This window comes from Neorhizobium petrolearium (assembly GCF_017873175.1).
Classification (GTDB): Bacteria; Pseudomonadota; Alphaproteobacteria; order Rhizobiales; family Rhizobiaceae; genus Neorhizobium; species Neorhizobium petrolearium.
The window spans coordinates 1-16,742 of the sequence record NZ_JAGGJW010000001.1; the positions used below are offsets into that span (position 1 = coordinate 1).

Annotated in this window: 20 protein-coding genes and 1 pseudogene; 7 read left to right on the forward strand and 14 right to left on the reverse strand. The window is 61.3% G+C overall.

Translation table 11 applies throughout. The annotated features are described in order from the left end of the window. Positions 1-92 precede the first annotated feature (92 nt). Positions 93-509, forward strand: a pseudogene (locus J2046_RS00005) (gfo/Idh/MocA family oxidoreductase); the annotation flags it as partial. A gap of 6 nt (positions 510-515) precedes the next feature. On the opposite strand, the gene J2046_RS00010 reads toward J2046_RS00005, so the two are convergent. The 3 genes from J2046_RS00010 to J2046_RS00020 form a co-directional block, all read right to left on the reverse strand. Next, complete coding sequence (locus J2046_RS00010; protein ID WP_210047616.1) at positions 516-884, reverse strand: GtrA family protein; 369 nt, start codon at positions 882-884, stop codon at positions 516-518. Then, complete coding sequence (locus J2046_RS00015) at positions 881-1,111, reverse strand: hypothetical protein (RefSeq protein ID WP_210047618.1); 231 nt, start codon at positions 1,109-1,111, stop codon at positions 881-883. The genes J2046_RS00010 and J2046_RS00015 overlap by 4 nt, the downstream gene beginning before the upstream one ends. Positions 1,112-1,208: 97 nt before the next feature. Then, positions 1,209-1,472, reverse strand: a complete 264-nt coding sequence (locus J2046_RS00020; protein WP_037159459.1) for a spike base protein, RCAP_Rcc01079 family — start codon at positions 1,470-1,472, stop codon at positions 1,209-1,211. 303 nt (positions 1,473-1,775) lie between these two features. Between J2046_RS00020 and xseA the strand changes: the two genes are divergently transcribed. Together xseA and J2046_RS00030 are read left to right on the forward strand one after the other, a co-directional pair. Then, a complete protein-coding gene (xseA, locus tag J2046_RS00025; RefSeq protein ID WP_210047619.1) occupies positions 1,776-3,383 on the forward strand; it encodes an exodeoxyribonuclease VII large subunit in 1,608 nt (535 codons plus the stop codon). After that, positions 3,383-3,976, forward strand: a complete 594-nt coding sequence (locus J2046_RS00030; protein ID WP_210047620.1) for an NAD(P)H-dependent oxidoreductase — start codon at positions 3,383-3,385, stop codon at positions 3,974-3,976. Before xseA ends, J2046_RS00030 begins: the two co-directional genes overlap by 1 nt. A gap of 34 nt (positions 3,977-4,010) precedes the next feature. Here the strand turns inward: J2046_RS00030 and J2046_RS00035 are convergent, their stop codons facing one another. The 5 genes from J2046_RS00035 to J2046_RS00055 form a co-directional block, all read right to left on the reverse strand. Continuing rightward, on the reverse strand, positions 4,011-4,952 hold the full coding sequence (locus J2046_RS00035; RefSeq protein WP_210047624.1) for a cyclase family protein: 942 nt from the start codon (positions 4,950-4,952) through the stop codon (positions 4,011-4,013). Between the two features lie 108 nt (positions 4,953-5,060). Continuing rightward, complete coding sequence (locus tag J2046_RS00040; protein WP_210047625.1) at positions 5,061-6,314, reverse strand: aminopeptidase; 1,254 nt, start codon at positions 6,312-6,314, stop codon at positions 5,061-5,063. Between the two features lie 69 nt (positions 6,315-6,383). After that, complete coding sequence (locus tag J2046_RS00045; RefSeq protein WP_210047626.1) at positions 6,384-7,271, reverse strand: MBL fold metallo-hydrolase; 888 nt, start codon at positions 7,269-7,271, stop codon at positions 6,384-6,386. A gap of 7 nt (positions 7,272-7,278) precedes the next feature. Continuing rightward, positions 7,279-7,752, reverse strand: a complete 474-nt coding sequence (ybaK, locus tag J2046_RS00050) for a Cys-tRNA(Pro) deacylase (RefSeq protein ID WP_210047628.1) — start codon at positions 7,750-7,752, stop codon at positions 7,279-7,281. Positions 7,753-7,755: 3 nt separating this feature from the next. Further along, positions 7,756-8,109 (reverse strand): ArsC family reductase, encoded by a 354-nt coding sequence (locus J2046_RS00055; RefSeq protein ID WP_210047630.1) that lies wholly within the window; start codon positions 8,107-8,109, stop codon positions 7,756-7,758. A 174-nt stretch (positions 8,110-8,283) separates the two neighbouring features. Here J2046_RS00055 and J2046_RS00060 point away from each other — a divergent pair, with 174 nt between their 5' ends. Both J2046_RS00060 and J2046_RS00065 read left to right on the forward strand, forming a co-directional pair. Further along, on the forward strand, positions 8,284-8,448 hold the full coding sequence (locus tag J2046_RS00060) for a hypothetical protein (protein ID WP_200884034.1): 165 nt from the start codon (positions 8,284-8,286) through the stop codon (positions 8,446-8,448). Between the two features lie 132 nt (positions 8,449-8,580). Continuing rightward, positions 8,581-10,086, forward strand: coding sequence for a methyl-accepting chemotaxis protein (locus J2046_RS00065; RefSeq protein WP_210047632.1), 1,506 nt, complete (start codon positions 8,581-8,583; stop codon positions 10,084-10,086). 6 nt (positions 10,087-10,092) lie between these two features. Here the strand turns inward: J2046_RS00065 and J2046_RS00070 are convergent, their stop codons facing one another. The 5 genes from J2046_RS00070 to J2046_RS00090 form a co-directional block, all read right to left on the reverse strand. Continuing rightward, the gene (locus tag J2046_RS00070) at positions 10,093-10,617 is read right to left on the reverse strand and encodes a VOC family protein (protein WP_210047634.1); all 525 of its coding nucleotides are present in this window, start codon (positions 10,615-10,617) and stop codon (positions 10,093-10,095) included. A gap of 75 nt (positions 10,618-10,692) precedes the next feature. Next, entirely contained in the window at positions 10,693-11,352 is a 660-nt protein-coding gene (locus J2046_RS00075; RefSeq protein ID WP_210047635.1) for a 2'-5' RNA ligase family protein, read from the reverse strand. A 105-nt stretch (positions 11,353-11,457) separates the two neighbouring features. After that, on the reverse strand, positions 11,458-11,952 hold the full coding sequence (locus J2046_RS00080; protein WP_210047636.1) for a nuclear transport factor 2 family protein: 495 nt from the start codon (positions 11,950-11,952) through the stop codon (positions 11,458-11,460). A 16-nt stretch (positions 11,953-11,968) separates the two neighbouring features. After that, positions 11,969-13,390 carry an alpha/beta fold hydrolase gene (locus J2046_RS33670; protein WP_233469452.1) on the reverse strand — a complete coding sequence of 474 codons (1,422 nt, stop codon included), beginning with the start codon at positions 13,388-13,390 and terminating at the stop codon, positions 11,969-11,971. A gap of 95 nt (positions 13,391-13,485) precedes the next feature. Next, positions 13,486-14,244: an AraC family transcriptional regulator gene (locus tag J2046_RS00090; protein ID WP_233469453.1), complete on the reverse strand. Its 759-nt coding sequence runs from the start codon at positions 14,242-14,244 to the stop codon at positions 13,486-13,488. A gap of 162 nt (positions 14,245-14,406) precedes the next feature. On the opposite strand from J2046_RS00090, the gene J2046_RS00095 reads away from it, so the two are divergent. Continuing rightward, positions 14,407-14,964 carry a methylated-DNA--[protein]-cysteine S-methyltransferase gene (locus J2046_RS00095; RefSeq protein ID WP_210047637.1) on the forward strand — a complete coding sequence of 186 codons (558 nt, stop codon included), beginning with the start codon at positions 14,407-14,409 and terminating at the stop codon, positions 14,962-14,964. 52 nt (positions 14,965-15,016) lie between these two features. Here J2046_RS00095 and J2046_RS00100 read toward each other — a convergent pair whose 3' ends face one another. Next, on the reverse strand, positions 15,017-15,580 hold the full coding sequence (locus J2046_RS00100) for a TetR/AcrR family transcriptional regulator (RefSeq protein ID WP_210047638.1): 564 nt from the start codon (positions 15,578-15,580) through the stop codon (positions 15,017-15,019). A gap of 89 nt (positions 15,581-15,669) precedes the next feature. On the opposite strand from J2046_RS00100, the gene J2046_RS00105 reads away from it, so the two are divergent. Then, positions 15,670-16,683 carry an NADP-dependent oxidoreductase gene (locus J2046_RS00105; protein WP_210047639.1) on the forward strand — a complete coding sequence of 338 codons (1,014 nt, stop codon included), beginning with the start codon at positions 15,670-15,672 and terminating at the stop codon, positions 16,681-16,683. Positions 16,684-16,742 lie beyond the last annotated feature (59 nt).

Consider the following 16,742-nt stretch of genomic DNA (forward strand, 5'->3'; position numbering starts at 1 on the left):
TAGCCGATCGGTCAAAACGCCGGTCAAAACATAACCGAACCCAAGGAAAAGCCGCCAACCGAAGGTGTTTTGCCCCTTGTGTTCTTTCATTGGAGCCTCTCAAGGTGCAGGCGAAGGTGGAGCGTGATCCGGGCTTCGGCACGGACATTTATTCCAGCATCAAGGCGGATTTCGGTTCGTTCGAACTGACCTTCTATATTGCCACCCAGATGGCTGCCCGCCAGATCATGGTCTTCCACGGCACCGAGGGCTACATCGAGGTGAAATCGCCCTTCAATGCCAACCGCTGGGGCGCCGAGGAGATCGAGGTCGCCAACCAGAACCATGCGACCTCGCAGATTTTCCGCTTCCCCGACAGCCGCCAGTACAAACGACAGGTCGAAACCTTCGCGCGCGCGGCGAAGGGAGAGAAGGCCGAGGTGGTGATGCTCGAAAATTCGCTTCGGAACCAGAAGTTCATCGACGCCATCTATCGCGCCGGCGGTCATGACGGCTGGGAAGCGGTCTGACGCGGCTCAGTGCCGGAAGACGAAGCGCGAATAGCCGAAGAAACTATAGACCATGGCCGCCAGCGACGCGAAGGTGACGGCGACGACGGGCTGCAGGAACGGCGCCCGGTACATGAGCGCCGAATAGATGGCGTAGTTGAGCAAGGCTGCGGTGATGCCGATCACCCAGTAGCGAAAGCCTTCGACAGCGGGAGAACGGGGGGATCGGTCGAAAGTACGGTTGACGACCCAGGTGAAAGCCATGGCGGCCATGATCGCCGGGATGCGGGCGAGGAACGGGCTAAATCTGCCGGCTTCGATGAGGATTTGCGTGAGCCCGGCATCGATGAGAAAGCCACCGCCCCCCGCCATCAGCAACCGGAAGAGCCGTTTCATGCCGCGCGAAGGCGACGGACGAGGAGAAGACCGGCGAGAAAATTGATCAAGCCGGCATTGTAGCCGAGAATGGCGATCAGGAGATTGAGATAGGATGCCGGCCCGGACGAGGTGAGGGTGGCGAGCGCAAACGTGGTCACGATCAGAAACGCGATGAACGCTACCGAAAAGGCAGACCGCATCATGCCGGCACAGACGCCTATCGATGCAGCGGTCAAAAAAAGCACTCGACACCTCCTTTCCGTCTTCGGGTGAAGCAAGCATATTCGCCGCGTGCTAACAAATGCTTGCGGGACTCCTATTCAGAAATCCTGGGCATTTTCATCAGACGAGCCCGGCAATCGCCGCTGCCGTCGTTCCCGTCGCAAGGACACGGGTTATCCGCAGCGGCAGAAGACTGCCGGACGAGACATTCGAGAGCGTCAGCGTTTCGCCGGAAAGCATCCGCACCGTCAGATTGCCTCCGGTCCCCACATAGAGCGCCCGCGTGGCCTCCGGCAGATCGCTGCCGTCGCTCGGCGTGATGGAAAAACCGGAAGAGGCGGGGCCGGAAAGCGAAGCTTGCATGTTGGCGAAACGGTCGTGCATGGGCGAAATCTCCTTGAATGTCCTTCGCCGTCATTGTCGCTTTTCTCCCTGCTCCGGGGAGATTTGAGGACACAAAAAACATCGGATTCCGGAAATCCGGGCTGCCCCACAAAAGGGAAATGTGGCCGAGGTGAAAAAAGAAAAGATGCTTGCTCAAGCAGTTGAGCGATGATGGGTTGGAAAATACAGCGGCATCGCGCTGCAAATTTTTCCGCTCGGGCCTCTTTTTCCAAGATCGATCGTCCCCGTTTCGTTTCGGCTTCGGGTGATGAATTTGTGGGCCACATCCTTTAAAAGAACGGGATGAACAGTCTTATCGCCAACGATTCGCCTACGAACGTCACCGAATATTCGGTGTCGGAACTCTCCGGCTCGATCAAGCGCACGGTCGAGAACGCTTTCGACCACGTGCGGGTACGGGGCGAGATTTCCGGCTATCGCGGCCAGCATTCCTCGGGTCACGCCTATTTCTCGCTGAAGGACGACCGCGCCCGCATCGATGCTGTCATCTGGAAGGGCACCTTCCCGCGCATCAAGTTCCGGCCCGAAGAGGGCATGGAAGTCATCGCGACCGGCAAGGTCACCACCTTCCCGGGCTCGTCCAAATACCAGATCGTCATCGAGAGCCTGGAGCCGGCCGGTGCCGGCGCGCTCATGGCGCTGATCGAGGAGCGACGCCGGCGGCTCGCCGCCGAAGGCCTGTTCGATCAGAACCGCAAGCGGCCTCTTCCCTTCCTGCCGCATGTGGTCGGTGTCGTGACTTCGCCGACCGGCGCCGTCATCCGCGATATCCTGCACCGCATCTCCGACCGCTTTCCGGTGCATGTTATCGTCTGGCCGGTGAAAGTGCAGGGCGAAGGGTCGGGCGACGAGGTGGCGGCGGCGATCCGCGGCTTCAATGCGCTCGTGCCGGGCGGCCCCGTCAGGCGGCCGGACGTGCTGATCGTCGCCCGCGGCGGCGGCAGCCTTGAGGATCTCTGGAGCTTCAACGACGAAGCGGTGGTGCGGGCGGCGGCGGAAAGCGAAATCCCGCTGATCTCAGCCGTCGGCCATGAAACCGATTGGACGCTGATCGACCACGCGGCGGATGTGCGTGCCCCGACGCCGACGGGTGCGGCGGAAATGGCCGTGCCGGTCAAGGCCGATCTGGACGCGCAGATTGCCAACCTGACGGCGCGCCTGCGCGGTTCTACCAGCCGTCAGATGGACCTGCGCCGCCAGTCGGTTCGCGCACTGGTCCGCGCGCTTCCTTCGCTTGATCAGTTGCTGGCTTTGCCACGGCGCCGTTTCGATGAGGCGGCAGCCGGTCTCGGGCGTGGGCTTGAGCGTACGACCGTCGTCAAGCGCCGCAGTTTCGAGCGAACCTCATCGGGTCTCCGGCTGGAACTGCTCACGAACCGCCTTGCCCAGCAGCGGCAATTGCTGGCCGACCGGATCACCCGCAGCGAACGGTGCCTCGAACGGCAGTTGTTGAGAGAACGCGGGCGCGTTGCGAAATTTGAGGCATCGCTGAAAGCCCTGCCGGTGCGGCTGATCGGCCAGTTGCAGCGCGATCTGCAGCATCTCACGTCGTTGTCTCGTCATGCGGATACCGCGGTTTCGCACACGCTTGCCCGCAGCCGTTCGGCGATCACGGCACAGGATCGCGTATTGCAGTCACTCTCCTACAAGAATGTGCTGAAGCGCGGCTTTGCCGTGGTGCGCGGGGAAGACGACAGGCCGCTGACCCGTGCTGCCGGCATTGGTGAGGGGAGGGCGATTGCTGTCGAATTCTCCGATGGACGCATCGTGGCTGTGACGGGGGCGGGTGGTGAGATCGCCGAGCGACCCGTCGCTCCGCCGCAGCCGAAAAAGCGCGTGGCAAAGCCGGAGGATGGGGGTGACAAGCCGAAACAGGGCAGCCTTTTCTGATGCGGGTCCTGCTCGTTCTCGCTCATCCTCTTTCGGAAAGCTTTGCTGCATCTGTCGCCCGCACCGTGCGCGAGACGCTGGAGGCGAATGGCCACACCGTCGATCTCCTCGACCTTTATGCCGAGAATTTCGATCCGCGGCTGACGGAGAGGGAGCGACGCGGCTATTTTGACGTGCCTTACGATATTTCCGACGTCGCCGGTCTTGTCGCGCGGCTGAAGGTAGCGGAAACGCTGATCCTCGTTTTCCCGCAGTGGTGGTTCAATCTGCCGGCGATCCTGAAAGGTTTCTTCGATCGCGTTTTTGCGCCGGGCGTGGCCTTCCATCATGACAAGGCTGGCGGCAGGATCGTCCCGCAGCTCACCAATATCCGGCATTTCTGGGTCTTCACCACGACCGGTTCGCCCTGGTGGGTCGTGAAATTCTACATGGGCGATCCGGTTCGACGGCAACTCAGGCGCGGCATTGCGATTTTCTGCAACAGAAAGGTCGATTTCCGCATGCTGGCGCTGCACGACATGGACCGCGCGACCGAAGCCAGGCGCGCGGCGCATCTGGAGCGCGTCAGGACCGCGCTCCAGGTCTTGCGGTAACCGATCAGGCGGGGCGTCTCCTGCGCTCGTATCTTTAGCGCGTGCGCATGCCCGCCTGCTCGTCGAAGTGCAGCGGCTTGTCGAATTTCTGCAATGGCGCCTCCGGTACGGAGCCGATCGCAACGCCATATTGCCAGTCCGGCGGGCAGATCGCGATATAGCGGGCATAACCGCCCACCCCGCCGCCGAACTTCGGATAGCCGATCGCCACCAGCGCACCCGTTTCCGGCACCTGGTCGAGGTTTGCGACCCCTTCGGCTTGCGCAAAACCGTTGTGCATCAGCCAGTGTTCGCCTTCCAGATTGGGTGTCGTATCCGTGTCGAGTGGCTCGTGGCCATGGAACAGGATGTTGCGCTCAAGATGCAGGAATTTCAGAGCGTCGAGCGAAACGCCCGGAAAGGGCGTTGTGGTCGAAAGCGAGGGATCGGGCCATTTCTTGGACCAGCCGGAGCGCACGAAGACCACCGAACCTTCTGGAACGCGGCCGTGCCTGGCTTCGAACTCGGTGATGTCGGAGACCTGCAGGTGATAGCCCGGATCGGTCTGCACCTTGTCTTCTATGTTGATGACGACGAGCGGCCGCACCGCATAGGTCGCCGGGATTTCGTCGATCGCCGCATATTCCGGAGCCCAGTGCGCCGGCGGATCGAGCTGGGTCCCGAGCTGATCGGTGGCGAGGTTATAGGTCGAGGCGGCGAAGCCATGCTTTTCGAAGGTGAAGGTCTCACCCTTCTTGGCATAGCCTTCGAGGTCGACCCCGGCCGCCGCCTGACCGAAGGCAGATTTGCCGAAGCCGGCCCAGACCGGGATGTTCGGGGTGATCGTGTGGGTCAAATCGACATATTTGGCGCCCTTCAGCGTCTCGTTATAGACCTTCCAGAGGCCAGGCTCCTGGGCGACGGCGGTTGTGATCGGGGCAATGGCAAGAAGGGCGGCACCGAGCGGCGCAGCCAGACGGACAAGCGAGTAAGGCATGGCAGTTTCCCTCTTCGGCTCTCGTTCTGATCATCGGCCGACACGCATGGCATGCCGGCCCGATCAGTTTCCCGCCGCCCAGGAAGGAAAGTCAACTCGGCAGGAAAATCAGGCCCATTCGCCCTTGCGCATGACCGGCACCTTCGAACCGTCGGGCTTGATGCCGTCGATATCGACCTTGTCGGAGCCGATCATCCAGTCGATGTGGATGAGGCTCGAATTGCCGCCCTGCGCCTTGATCTGATCCTGGCTAAGCGATGCGCCGTCGAGGAAGCATTTCGAATAGCACTGGCCGAGCGCGATGTGGCAGGAGGCGTTCTCGTCGAACAGTGTATTGTAGAACAGGATGCCGCTCTTGGAGATCGGCGAGGAATGCGGCACCAGCGCCACTTCGCCGAGCCGGCGGGCGCCTTCGTCGGTATCCAGCACCTTGTTCAGCACTTCCTCGCCCCTGGTCGCCTTGGCTTCGACAATGCGGCCGCCCTCGAATTTCACCTGGATATTGTCGATCAGCGTGCCCTGGTGCGACAACGGCTTGGTGCTCGACACATGCCCTTCGACGCGCAAGGCGTGCGGCGTGGTGAAGACTTCCTCCGTCGGGATATTCGGGTTGCAGGTGATGCCGTTCTTGGCGGTGGAAGCCCCGCCATGCCACTCGTGGCCGTCGGCGAGACCCACGGTCAGATCCGTTCCCGGGCCAGTGAAATGGAGCGCGGAGAAGCGCTCGCCGTTCAGCCAGCTCGACCGCTTCGTGAGATTGGCATTGTGCTCCGCCCAGGCCGAAATCGGGTCGGCGACATCGACGCGCGATGCGGCAAAGATCGCTTCCGCCAGCTTGCCGACGGCCACATCTTCGGGAACGTCCGGGAAGACCTGTTTGGCCCAGGACGGGTTGGGATAGGAGACGATGTTCCAGTTGATGTCGAAATTGGCGATCTTTTCCAGCGCCGGCTTGTAGGCCAAGGAATTCGCCTTGTTGGCGCGCGCCACCTTGGACGGGTCCTGGCCTGAAAGCAGCATTGGGCTGTCGCCGGCAATGGCAAGGCGCGCCGCGCCATTGCCATAGGCCTTGGCCATGCCCTCGTAGAGCCAGTCGGAGGCTTTGTCGAAGCTTGCGTCCGGCGCAAATTCATAACGCGCCAGCGTGGTTTCCTCGTCAGAATAGAAGGTCGTGACGATACCGGCCCCAGCCTTGTAGGCATGTTTGGTGATGAGCCGGACGAGCGGCAGGGCGGCAAGCGGCGCCGTGATGACCAGATCCTGACCCTTCTCGAGCCTGAGGCCCACCTTGATGGCCACTTCCGCCAGTTTCTCGAGCTTCTGCGGATCGACGACGGTTTGAAAATTCGGCACGATTGTCATGGGGGCCTCTGCTTTCTTCCTGTGCGATCTGCCAGACTTAAAGAGGTTTGAGGCAAAATTGAAGATCGTTCAGCGATCCATTGCTGCCTTGACCGCCGCGATGTTGTTTGCGTGAACCTTCTCGTAGGGTGCGAAATAGAGGGTCGCACCGGAGGCGATTTCTTCTGCCGCGAAGGATTTGAGGGAGGGATCTATCTCCTCTCCGGCCGTAATGGCGCCTGTCAGCCGTTGCAGATAGGCCCGGTTCGCATCGATCAGGGCCGGACCGTAGCCGCCTGATGCGATACGGTCCGGATCGCCATGTGCCGGCAGGATTTTGGCGATCGGCCAGCTGCGCATGCGTGTCAGTTCCACAATATGCATTCCGATCTCGGCCGCCTCCGAAATATAGGTGACGGTATCCTCGACCGTGTCGCCGGCCAGGAGCAGTTGCTGCTCCGGTAGCCAGATGACATTGCCGTCGGCGCTGTGGATGGCGAAATGATGCAGTTCGACCTTTTGGGTGCCGACGACGAGGTCGAGCCGTTTCTCGAAAACCGTATTCGGCATGACGAGCGGCGAGATCGGCGGATCGGCGCTCTCGATCTTCTCGCGGTTTTGCGCGAGCCTTTCGGCAGTCAGCTTCAGCGCGATGATCTCGCAGTCCGAAAACACCGCACTGCCAGCAATATGGTCATCGTGCCAGTGGCTGAGCACGACCCGGATCGTGGTGACCCCGAGCCCTTCGAGATGAGCGCGGATGGCGCGGGCATGATCGAGCGAGATATGCGTGTCGTAGACGAGCGCCTCCTGCCCGTCGACGAGGGCATAGGAAGCGATGCCGAGCGCATAGGCGCCATCATCGAGCCAGTTGGCCGTTTCGGCATGCAGCCTTTTGCCGGCTATCCGTCCGTCGTAATAGGCGAAGATGCCCGGAAAGGGCTCGAGGATTCGCAATGTCGCGGTCATTTCGGACATGGTCGTCTCACGTTACGAGCGGGGCAGCGATCGCCTTCAGTGCATCCCGCGCTGCTTTCGGGTCAAGCCGAACCTGCAGGCCGCGCTGGCCGCCATTGATGAAGACATAGGGCTCGTCGAGCGCCGTAACTTCGATCGCGGTTGGCACCTGTTTCTTCTGCCCGAATGGGCTGATGCCGCCGACATGATAGCCGGTCGCACGCTCGGCGTCAGCGGGCTTCATCATGTTGGCTGACTTGCCGCCGAAGGCGGCGGCGAGCTTCTTCATCGAGACTTCACGATCCGACGGCACCACGACGCAGACCGGCTTGCCGTCCATTTCCGCCATCAGCGTCTTCAGCACCCGGCGTGGCTCCTCGCCGATTGCTTCCGCGGCCTGCAAGCCGATCCGGTCGGCATTCGGATCGTAATCATAGGTGACGGTGGTGAAGGCGACGCCTGCCTTCTGGAGGGCCTGTGTGGCGCGGGTGGTCCTGGACATGGTTCAGACCTCGGCGAATGCCTCTTCATAAACCTCCGGCTTGAAACCGACGACCAGCTGGCCGTCTGCTTCGAGAACCGGGCGCTTGATCATCGAGGGCTGGGCAAGCATCAGTCCAATTGCCTTCTCGCGGTCAAGCCCGGCCTTGTCGGCATCGTCCAGCTTCTTGAAGGTCGTGCCGGCCCGGTTCAGGACCGTCTCCCAGCCGGCGCGGTCCACCCACCGGTCAAGATGGGCGTGGTCGATGCCTTCGACCTTATAGTCGTGAAAGGCGTAGGCGATGCCCTTCCTGTCGAGCCAGGCGCGGGCCTTCTTCATCGTGTCGCAGTTCTTGATGCCGTAGATCGTGATTGCCATCGAATACCCCCTGCTTCGGGCAGACCGATAACAAGAGCAGCACTTGCCATGCAAGTCATTGCGCTTGCTCAATGAGCGTTATGTGAAAGCTGCATGTCTCCCTTGTTCTGTTGTGCATTGCACAAAAACGGGCAAAACATCATATTTTAGTGGAACGAAAAAGGAGAGATTAACATGTCCATCAAGAGCAAGACCCGTGGTGGTGCCATTGGCCGCGCCTTCGCCGTCATGAGCGCTGCGATCTCGGTTTCGGCCGCCGTTGAAAACCATCGTCGCCCGAACAACAGCGATCTTCAGATGCTCGGCATCGACCCCAAGGCTTTCGACCGGATCGGCTAAGCCCGATCCTCGATCCTTCGGGCATCCGACAAGCTCACTCTCAGCCTTAAGTATAGGGTCGGGAGTGATACACGTGGAAACTGTCCGTTAACCATCGCTATCAGATAATCTCCTAGTATCTGGGAGGTGCAGGTGAGCGCGATCGGGCAGGTCATCAGGGAAAGTGAAGCATCGGACGCCGAGCCTCTCGACGGTGAGGTATTGAGGCGTTCTGTCGTCAAGCTCGCGAGCGAGGCTTCGGCCCTTGGTATTCATCTGGTCGATATCGCCGGCGCGGTGCAAGACACCGCCGCCCAATCCTCCCAGCATGCAGCCCTGTTGAGCCGCCTTACCCAATCCGCGCAATCGATCGCGGAAGCCAACGGGCAGATCGCCCGTTCCCTCCATGAATCTGATGAGTTGACCGCGAATGCCCGGCAGGTGCTCGGCGAACAGGCCGAGCAGCTTTCAGGATCCGTCGCCGCGATCGACAACATGGTCAACGCGTCACAGGAGATCGGCGCGGAGATCAAGCTTTTCTCAGCTGCTCTGGGGGATGTTGGACGGCTGGCCGAGGCGATCGGCACGATCGCCCGGCAGACGAACCTGCTCGCACTCAATGCTGCAATCGAGGCGGCGCGCGCGGGCGAGGCCGGCAAGGGGTTTGCCGTGGTCGCCGCGGAAGTCAGGGCGCTCTCCCTTCAGACATCCCAGACGACGAGCTCGATCCAGACGACGCTCGACCAGTTGAATAGTCGGATCGACCGATTGGTCTCAGCCGGCGAAGGCGCCAGCCGCTCCGCCGAAGGCGTTAAGACGACCGCGTTGAAGGTGCAAGGGTCCTTCAAGGGCGTCGAGGACGTGATGACGCGGATTCTCGACAACGCATCCTCTTTGACCGGGACGACCGAGACGGTTGACCGGCAATGCGGTGAGTTCGCCTCTTCGATCGCGTCCGCTGCGAACGCGATCCTGAAGTCCAACGACCAGCTTCAGGAAACCTCGTCCCGAGTCGGCGAGGTGGTGACGATTTCAGAGCGGATGATCCAGGCGACCGCCAGTGCCGGTGTCGAGACACCGGACAGTCCTTATATCCGCCAGGTGATGGCGCTTGCCGCCAGGGTTTCGGCCGCCTTCGAGGCTGGCATGAAATCCGGCCGCATCGATCTCGCTTCGCTTTTCGACCGGCAATATGCCGCGATCCCGGGCAGCGATCCGGTCCAGTACATGACGCGCTTCACCGATTTCACCGATACCGTTCTGCCGCCGATCCAGGAGCCGGTGGTCGAAGGCGATGAGCGCATCGCCTTCTGCGCCGCTGTGGACGAGAACGGCTACCTGCCCACCCATAACCGCAAGTTCTCGCAGCGCCAGCGATCCGGGGACGTGACCTGGAATATGGCAAACTGCCGCAACCGGCGCATTTTCAACGATCGCGTCGGCCTCGCCGCCGGCCGAAACCAGGAGCCTTTCCTGCTGCAGACCTATCGTCGCGACATGGGCGGCGGCCAGTTCGTGCTGATGAAGGACATTTCCGCGCCGATCACGGTGAGCGGCCGCCACTGGGGCGGCCTGCGCCTGGCAATCCGGGTCTACAGCATGGCGCGCAAAAATGTGTATCGGTTTGCGGTAACGACGTGCGTGAAAACAAGAGCTTAAAGCAGGTCAGGCAAATCTGAACGATCGCGACACGTTCGAAGCTGAGGCCTTTCCATCATAGGCTTCTTCCAGGCGGGCGATGTCGATCTTTTTCATCTTCATCATTGCTTCCATGACCCGGTTTGCCCGGATGGCATCACGGTCCGTCAGCATCTTCGGCAGCCTGGCATAATTGACCTGCCAGACGAGACCGAATCGATCCGTCAGCCAGCCGCAGGGTTGCTGCTGGCCGCCTTCGACGAGCTTGTCGTAATAGCAGTCGATTTCCTCCTGTGTTTCGCAATGGACGAGGAAGGAGACGGCGCCGTTGAACCTGGCCCACGGCCCGCCGTTGATGGCGGCGAAACTCTGGCCCTCGAGTTCGAAGGCCATCGCCAGCACCGACCCCTTTGGCCGCGGACCGGCTTCGCCATAACGGGAGACATCCGTAACGCGCGAGTTCTCGAATATCGAGACATAGAAATTGACGGCCTCTTCCGCATTGTCCTCGAACCAGAGATGCGGGACGATCTTGTGCTTCTGAATGGCCATTTTGTTCTCCTCTTTCAGTGACCGTCTCAAAGGACGGAGCGACGCCGCTCGACCCGACATGGCGGCCAGAAATTTTCAAATCATCAGGCGTAACTGCTCTGGCGACGAAGGGTAGGGCGGCGCGTCCGGGTCGAACCGCCACCGTCCGAACTCTTCATGCCGGGTCTCTCCGTAGTGGCTGTAGATGAGCAGGAACTCGCCTGCAGTCCAGGCATACGGTTGAGGGACGGGCAGAAGATCGATCTGGCCGCAGTCGTAGATGACCGTCACATGCGGTTCGAAAGACGTGAGCGGAAAACGGGGCAGATTATGCCGCGAGAGTGTATTGCGAAGTATCCTCACAAAGCTCCTGAGTTCCCGATTCCCCGTCGAACTCGTCAGTACGAGATGCCTCTTGCGGCCAAACAGGTTACTTCCGTCAAGCGCAATCGGAATGGGCCTTGCTCCAATCCCACCGATCGCCTTTTGAATAACAGGGATGAGATGCCGCGGCGGCGCGCGGAATTCTTCCACGCAAAGCAGCGTCATGTGCAAGAGGTGTGCCGGGTAGGCGGGCCGCCTTGTTCTGCCGAGCGCATGCCGCGCGGCGGCACGGTGCATTCGACATGAAAGGGGCGAATTGGGTTTCAGGCCGATGAACAGCTTGCTCGGCTGCAGCCTCGCCACATTTTCAAAATGAGCTCGATCTTCGCCAAAGGGAAGCGAGGATTGGCTCACATATCTCCCCAAGCTCATTTCGCGACCGTCCTGATCATTCCATCCCGGGTTACTACCAAGGATGAAAACCTAGCGGAGCTTGCGCGAGGTGTAAAGAACAAAAAGTGAACATGCGGATTACGGTTAATCCGCCAGTCGCTCCGGCAGCGGTTTCAGGGGATAGGCATGCCAGAAGAACGTGTCGGCTGCGGCCTGATCGTAGGAGAAATTGCGGGCTTCCCTGATCTTGCCGTTCTCGATGCGGAAGGCGAGCACCCAGATGGTGTCGACATTGTCGCCCTCGCGGTTCGACCAGCCGCGATGCATGTCGATCACCCAGTTCTCATCAGCCATCAGCGCGATCAGTTCGGCGCGGAAGCCGGCTTTGCCGAGCTGTTGAAAGAAGGCGGCGACTTCCGCCTTGCCGCGCTTGGTGCCGGCGAGCGGGTGGTGGCCGGGGATATGCCATTCGATGTCATCGGCAAAGAAGTCGGCCACCTTGCTCAGGTCGCCCGCGGCATAGGCGGTGTAATAGTCGGTGATGACCTTGCGGTTTTCTTCCGGGCTGGCGGCCATGGCGGGCACTCCTGAAAGGAGGGCGGTGATGACGGGCAAGGCTCGGGTGAGCGTTCTGGACATGGTTTTCTCCTGAGCTTCAGCGGGCCTGCCGGGCGCGTTCGGCGGCGCGCGCAACAAGGCCGCGATCGCCGGTTTCATGCGTGTAGGTCATGGTGAGTGCCGAGACCTTCCATGCCTCATTCATTCTCGTGAGTTCGTAGCGGTAATGGCCCATCAGCACCCAGAAATCGTTGTCGATACGGTGCGTGGCCTGGAAATCGGCTTCGGCCGTTGCGGTCGCGTCGCGTATCACGGTGATAGTAGGGTTGGTAACGAGATGCACCGTTTCGTCGAAGCCCGGCAGGAAGTCCGACCATTGTTCGATCACCGTATCGGCCTGCTGGATTGCTGCCTCACCGCCCCAGAGACTGGTATAATCGAGTTTCACTTCGTCAGCGAAGGCACGGCGCACGCGATCCCATTGATGCCGGTCGGCACCGGCGGCGATATCGGTGATGGCGTCTGTGATGGCGGCGCGATCTTGCGAATCAATCGGCTGGGCCGAGTGGTCCGGGCGGTTGAAATGCGCCGCCACCGCGTCGGCGGCGATGGTTACCGGGTTCGGCTGATCGTAGAAATCGAACTGGTTGACGCCATCAAGCCAAAGCTCGGACTTTTCGCCGGGAAGAAGCGCATAAAAGGCATGCGCGCCCTGCGGCACGGCTGCCGCCTCCGAATGAACGATCAGCGCCGGCTTATCGAGCTTTGCCCCGAGCGCTACGGAATCGTAGGTGAGCCAGGGCTCCCAGGAGGCGAGGTTGAAGCGGTTGTCGTATTGCGGAATGAGCCCACGCCCTTCCTCGGTGTAATACGGGATCTGGTACATGAGTGAGGTCTTGTCGGCGGCGCTGGCGGCGGTAATAATCTGCGGCTGGCCTAGGCGTTCGGCAGCTTCCGCCTCCCGTGAGGTGGCGATCAGCCTGGAAACGCCGTCCGGTCCGCCATAAACCTGGTTGACGATGTCCCTGTTGTGCAACCAGGGCGCCACCAGCGCGACGGAGGCGAAATTCGCATGACCCGTCGCGGCCGCAGCCATGTATCCCGCCGAGGCGCAGATGCCGAGCCCGTTGATCCGGTCGCCATCCACTTCCGGCAAGGTGGCCATGAATGCGGCCGCCGCGGCGATATCGCCGGTTTTGGTTGCCGGATCCTCCTTGAAGCGGATAGCGCCACCCGACTCGCCCCAGCCGCGATAGTCGAAGGCAAGCGCGGCAAAGCCGCGTTCCGCCATCTCGCGGGCATAGAGGCTGGACATCTGCTCCTTGATCGACGTCCAGGCGCCGGCGACGATGACGCTGGGCCGTTTCTGACCGGGCTGATAATCCGCCGGCAGATAGAGCGTGCCGGCAATCGTTGTGCCTTCATTCCCGAATGAGACCTTGCGTGTCTGGATGTCGGCGGCGAATGCGGCGGACGTCATCAGCGCCGCGCAGAAGGTCGAAAGAGCCGTGATCTTCATGCTGCTTCTCCTGTCTCCATTCGGATCACGAAGGATTGCAGCTCTCCACCCGTTTCACAGGCGCGGTTCTTGGCGTTTATTATGCTTTTCTTGCTCTAGTCGGCGCGGAATGCGGCGGGGGTCGTGCCAGTATGGCGACGGAAATGCTGTCCAAAGCGGGACACGTCCTCATAGCCGACATTCGCGGCGATCGAGGCGATCGGCAGGCGTGTGGTCTTCAAAAGCAGCTTGGCAAGCTCCATGCGCTGGTCGATGACGTAGCGCAGCGGCGATTTCTCTGTTGCCCTGGTGAAGGCGCGGACGAAATGGAACCGGCTCATCGCGGCCTCGGACGCGAGATCGTCCAGAGAGAGGTCCGCGGCAAGGTTGTCGTGGATGTAGTCGAGCGCGCGGCGCAGCCGTCGATCCTCAATGCCGGCAAGCCCCAGCTTCCGCGGCCACAGCACCTCGGCCAGATGTGCGGCAAGGGCAAGCTGCATGGTGTCGCGATAGAGCGATGGCCCGCTTTCAGTGGTCGCGGCCGCTTGATGGACGAATTGCGCAAGCAGCGGATCAAGGGCGCCAACGACCGGTGCGAAATCCCGCGGGCGGTAGAAGCCGACATCGCCGAGCAGGCTCTCCGGCAATTCGAGCTTCAGGAACGAAAGTGCCTCATCATATTCGCAGATGCCGGTGACATCCGCCGGCAGGATCCAGCCTTCACCGGCCTTGAGAGGGATATGCCGCCGCCTGTCGGATCCCACAGCAATCCGATGGCGATCCTGGTCCACGAGAAAGAGGCCGATCGACAGATGCGACATGACAAAGCTGCCGCCACCGGCAGGCGTGTGGAGCCTCGCCGCTTTCAGTCGCATCCGTGTCCGTGCCTGCGATCCTGTCATGCGGAAAGCGTAGCGCCTGCCGGAGCAAACTCAACGAAAAGTTCCGTGAGGCCAGACGATGAGAGGCAAGAAACGGGTTGAATCTCAAGCCCGCAAGGCCGATCTTGAGATCAAGCAACATGCGGAGGTTACATTATGGCTGCGCATCAATATCTCATTTTTGGAACGGCCGGAGGCTTCTGCGGCATTGCCTGGAACAATATCGGCATCACCCGCTTTCAGCTTCCCACGAAGAGCGCGGATTCCACCGAGCGCCTTCTCCTGCGCCGGCTGCCGGAGGCCGAACGCGGAACGCCGCCGGTCGAGGTGCAGGAAGCGATCGAGGCGGTTAAGCGCTATTTCGCCGGCGAAGAGGTCGATTTCTCGCGTTTCGAGCTCGACCTTCAGGATCAGGACGATTTCTTCAGGGAAATCTATGCCGCGGCTCGCCGGGTAGGCTGGGGACATACGACCACATACGGCACGATCGCCAGGGAGCTGGGCGCCGGTCCCGAGGCCGCCCGGGATGTCGGCCAGGCCATGGCGAAGAACCCGGTGGCGCTGATCATCCCCTGCCACCGCGTGCTGGCCGCAGGCGGCAAGATCGGCGGCTTTTCGGCACCGGGCGGTTCGACCTCGAAGGCGCATATGCTGGAGCTGGAAGGCGTGCGCCTGACGCCGCCGGAGCCTGCACAGCAGTCGCTGGGGTTCTGACCCGCCGGAGATTTCAGCTTGCGGTCAAGTGACCGCTCTGCCGGCACAAGCTTCATTCCGCTGAAGCCGGCCGCCTCGTCCGGATCGCATCGGAGATCAGATCAAACAGGTGATGGGCCTGGGGTACCAGCGGCGGCTGTTCGCCGAGCCATGCGAGGGCACTGATCAGGGCAAAAAGATCGTTGCCATCCATGTCTGGCCGGGCGACGCCTTTGGCTTGCGCCCGGGTCAACAGCCTGGTTCCGGCCGAGCGTAACGTGACACAAGAGCCATGGAGGGCTGAGCTTTCGTCTGCAATGGCGGCGACCATGGGCGCGATTACGCCGCTATAGTCGCGCGTCATGGCGATGGCCTCTTTCAGCCAGGTCAAGAGTGCTTCGGCGGGGTTGTCGGAGGCTTCCAGCTCGCTCGCCCTTTGCGCCATCTCTTCAAAATTGGTCCGCAGCAGTGCCTCCAGCAGGGTTTCCCGGGTTGGGAAATGTCGGTGCAGCGTGCCGTCGCCAACACCCGCCTTTCGGGCGATGTCACGCAGGGATGCGCTTGCATCTCCCTTGCCGAGGACCTCGCGCGCGACCTCCAGGATGTGATCATAGTTCTTTTTTGCGTCGGCTCTCATCGGACCTCTTGAAATGTGGAGCGGTGCTCCATTTATAAGTGGAGCGCCGCGCCGCTTGACGTGGTGCTCATCCATCATAGGAGCAAGAGATGATCGGCAAAACCATGAAAGCCATACGGATCCACGAATTCGGCGGGCCGGAGGTGCTTAAATACGAGGACGTGCCGATGCCGGAGGTCAAGCCGGGCGAGGTGCTCGTTCGCGTGAAAGCCATCGGAATCAATCCGCCGGACTGGTATCTGCGCGACGGTTACAAGGCGCTTCCGCCAGAATGGCGGCCGCAGGTACCCTTTCCCCTCATTCTCGGCACGGATATTTCCGGCGTTGTCGAAGCCGTTTCCGATGACGTGCAGGGTTTCGCCGTCGGAGACGAGGTCTATTCCATGGTCCGCTTCTTCAGCGTCGGTGAGAGCAGGGCCTATGCACAATATGTCAGCGTGCCGGTTCAGGATCTGGCCCTCAAACCCAGGGGAACAGATCACATTCAGGCGGCAGGCGCACCCATGTCGCTGCTCACCGTCTGGCAGTTCATGGTGGAGGTGGGGCATGATGCGCCGAACCCGCTGCAGCCGGAGAGGCACGAGCCTGTGCCGCTCAAGGACAGGCGGGTCGTGGTGAACGGCGCGGCTGGCGGCGTCGGGCATTTTGCGGTTCAAGTGGCGAAACTCAAGGGCGCGTATGTGATCGCCATAGCTTCGGGGAGACATGAGGCACTTCTCCGGGATCTCGGAGCCGACCAGGTCATCGATTACACCAGGACGCCGCCGGAAGATGTGGTGCGCGATGCGGATCTGGTCTTGGATACGCTTGGCGGGGCTGCCTCCAGACGGTTCCTCAGCACTTTGAAGCGGGGCGGCGCCCTGTTTCCGGTCTTTCCTTTGGGCTTCAATGCCGACGATGAGGCAGAAGAACTTGGCATAACGGTGTCGACGGCGCAGGTGCGTTCGAGCGGTGCGCAATTGGCGCGGCTGGCGCCACTGTTGGCCGATGGAATGTTGAAAACCGTAATCGACAGCACCTATCCGCTCGCCGCTGCGCGTCAGGCGCATGAGCGCGCCGCGAAAGGCCATATCCAGGGCAAGATCGTGCTGACGGTCGACTGAGTCAGCCACCGGCGCAGACCGTCGCGCTCTTTCGAAGCGCTCGAGTTTGCCACACACGA

Coding starts and splice junctions, on each gene's coding strand:
- J2046_RS00010 (WP_210047616.1), bottom strand. CDS start 884: ATGAAACGGCTCTTCCGGTTGCTGATGGCGGGGGGCGGTGGCTTTCTC.
- J2046_RS00020 (WP_037159459.1), bottom strand. CDS start 1,472: ATGCACGACCGTTTCGCCAACATGCAAGCTTCGCTTTCCGGCCCCGCC.
- xseA (WP_210047619.1), top strand. CDS start 1,776: ATGAACAGTCTTATCGCCAACGATTCGCCTACGAACGTCACCGAATAT.
- J2046_RS00030 (WP_210047620.1), top strand. CDS start 3,383: ATGCGGGTCCTGCTCGTTCTCGCTCATCCTCTTTCGGAAAGCTTTGCT.
- J2046_RS00035 (WP_210047624.1), bottom strand. CDS start 4,952: ATGCCTTACTCGCTTGTCCGTCTGGCTGCGCCGCTCGGTGCCGCCCTT.
- J2046_RS00040 (WP_210047625.1), bottom strand. CDS start 6,314: ATGACAATCGTGCCGAATTTTCAAACCGTCGTCGATCCGCAGAAGCTC.
- J2046_RS00045 (WP_210047626.1), bottom strand. CDS start 7,271: ATGTCCGAAATGACCGCGACATTGCGAATCCTCGAGCCCTTTCCGGGC.
- ybaK (WP_210047628.1), bottom strand. CDS start 7,752: ATGTCCAGGACCACCCGCGCCACACAGGCCCTCCAGAAGGCAGGCGTC.
- J2046_RS00055 (WP_210047630.1), bottom strand. CDS start 8,109: ATGGCAATCACGATCTACGGCATCAAGAACTGCGACACGATGAAGAAG.
- J2046_RS00060 (WP_200884034.1), top strand. CDS start 8,284: ATGTCCATCAAGAGCAAGACCCGTGGTGGTGCCATTGGCCGCGCCTTC.
- J2046_RS00070 (WP_210047634.1), bottom strand. CDS start 10,617: ATGGCCATTCAGAAGCACAAGATCGTCCCGCATCTCTGGTTCGAGGAC.
- J2046_RS00075 (WP_210047635.1), bottom strand. CDS start 11,352: ATGAGCTTGGGGAGATATGTGAGCCAATCCTCGCTTCCCTTTGGCGAA.
- J2046_RS00080 (WP_210047636.1), bottom strand. CDS start 11,952: ATGTCCAGAACGCTCACCCGAGCCTTGCCCGTCATCACCGCCCTCCTT.
- J2046_RS33670 (WP_233469452.1), bottom strand. CDS start 13,390: ATGAAGATCACGGCTCTTTCGACCTTCTGCGCGGCGCTGATGACGTCC.
- J2046_RS00090 (WP_233469453.1), bottom strand. CDS start 14,244: ATGCGACTGAAAGCGGCGAGGCTCCACACGCCTGCCGGTGGCGGCAGC.
- J2046_RS00095 (WP_210047637.1), top strand. CDS start 14,407: ATGGCTGCGCATCAATATCTCATTTTTGGAACGGCCGGAGGCTTCTGC.
- J2046_RS00100 (WP_210047638.1), bottom strand. CDS start 15,580: ATGAGAGCCGACGCAAAAAAGAACTATGATCACATCCTGGAGGTCGCG.
- J2046_RS00105 (WP_210047639.1), top strand. CDS start 15,670: ATGATCGGCAAAACCATGAAAGCCATACGGATCCACGAATTCGGCGGG.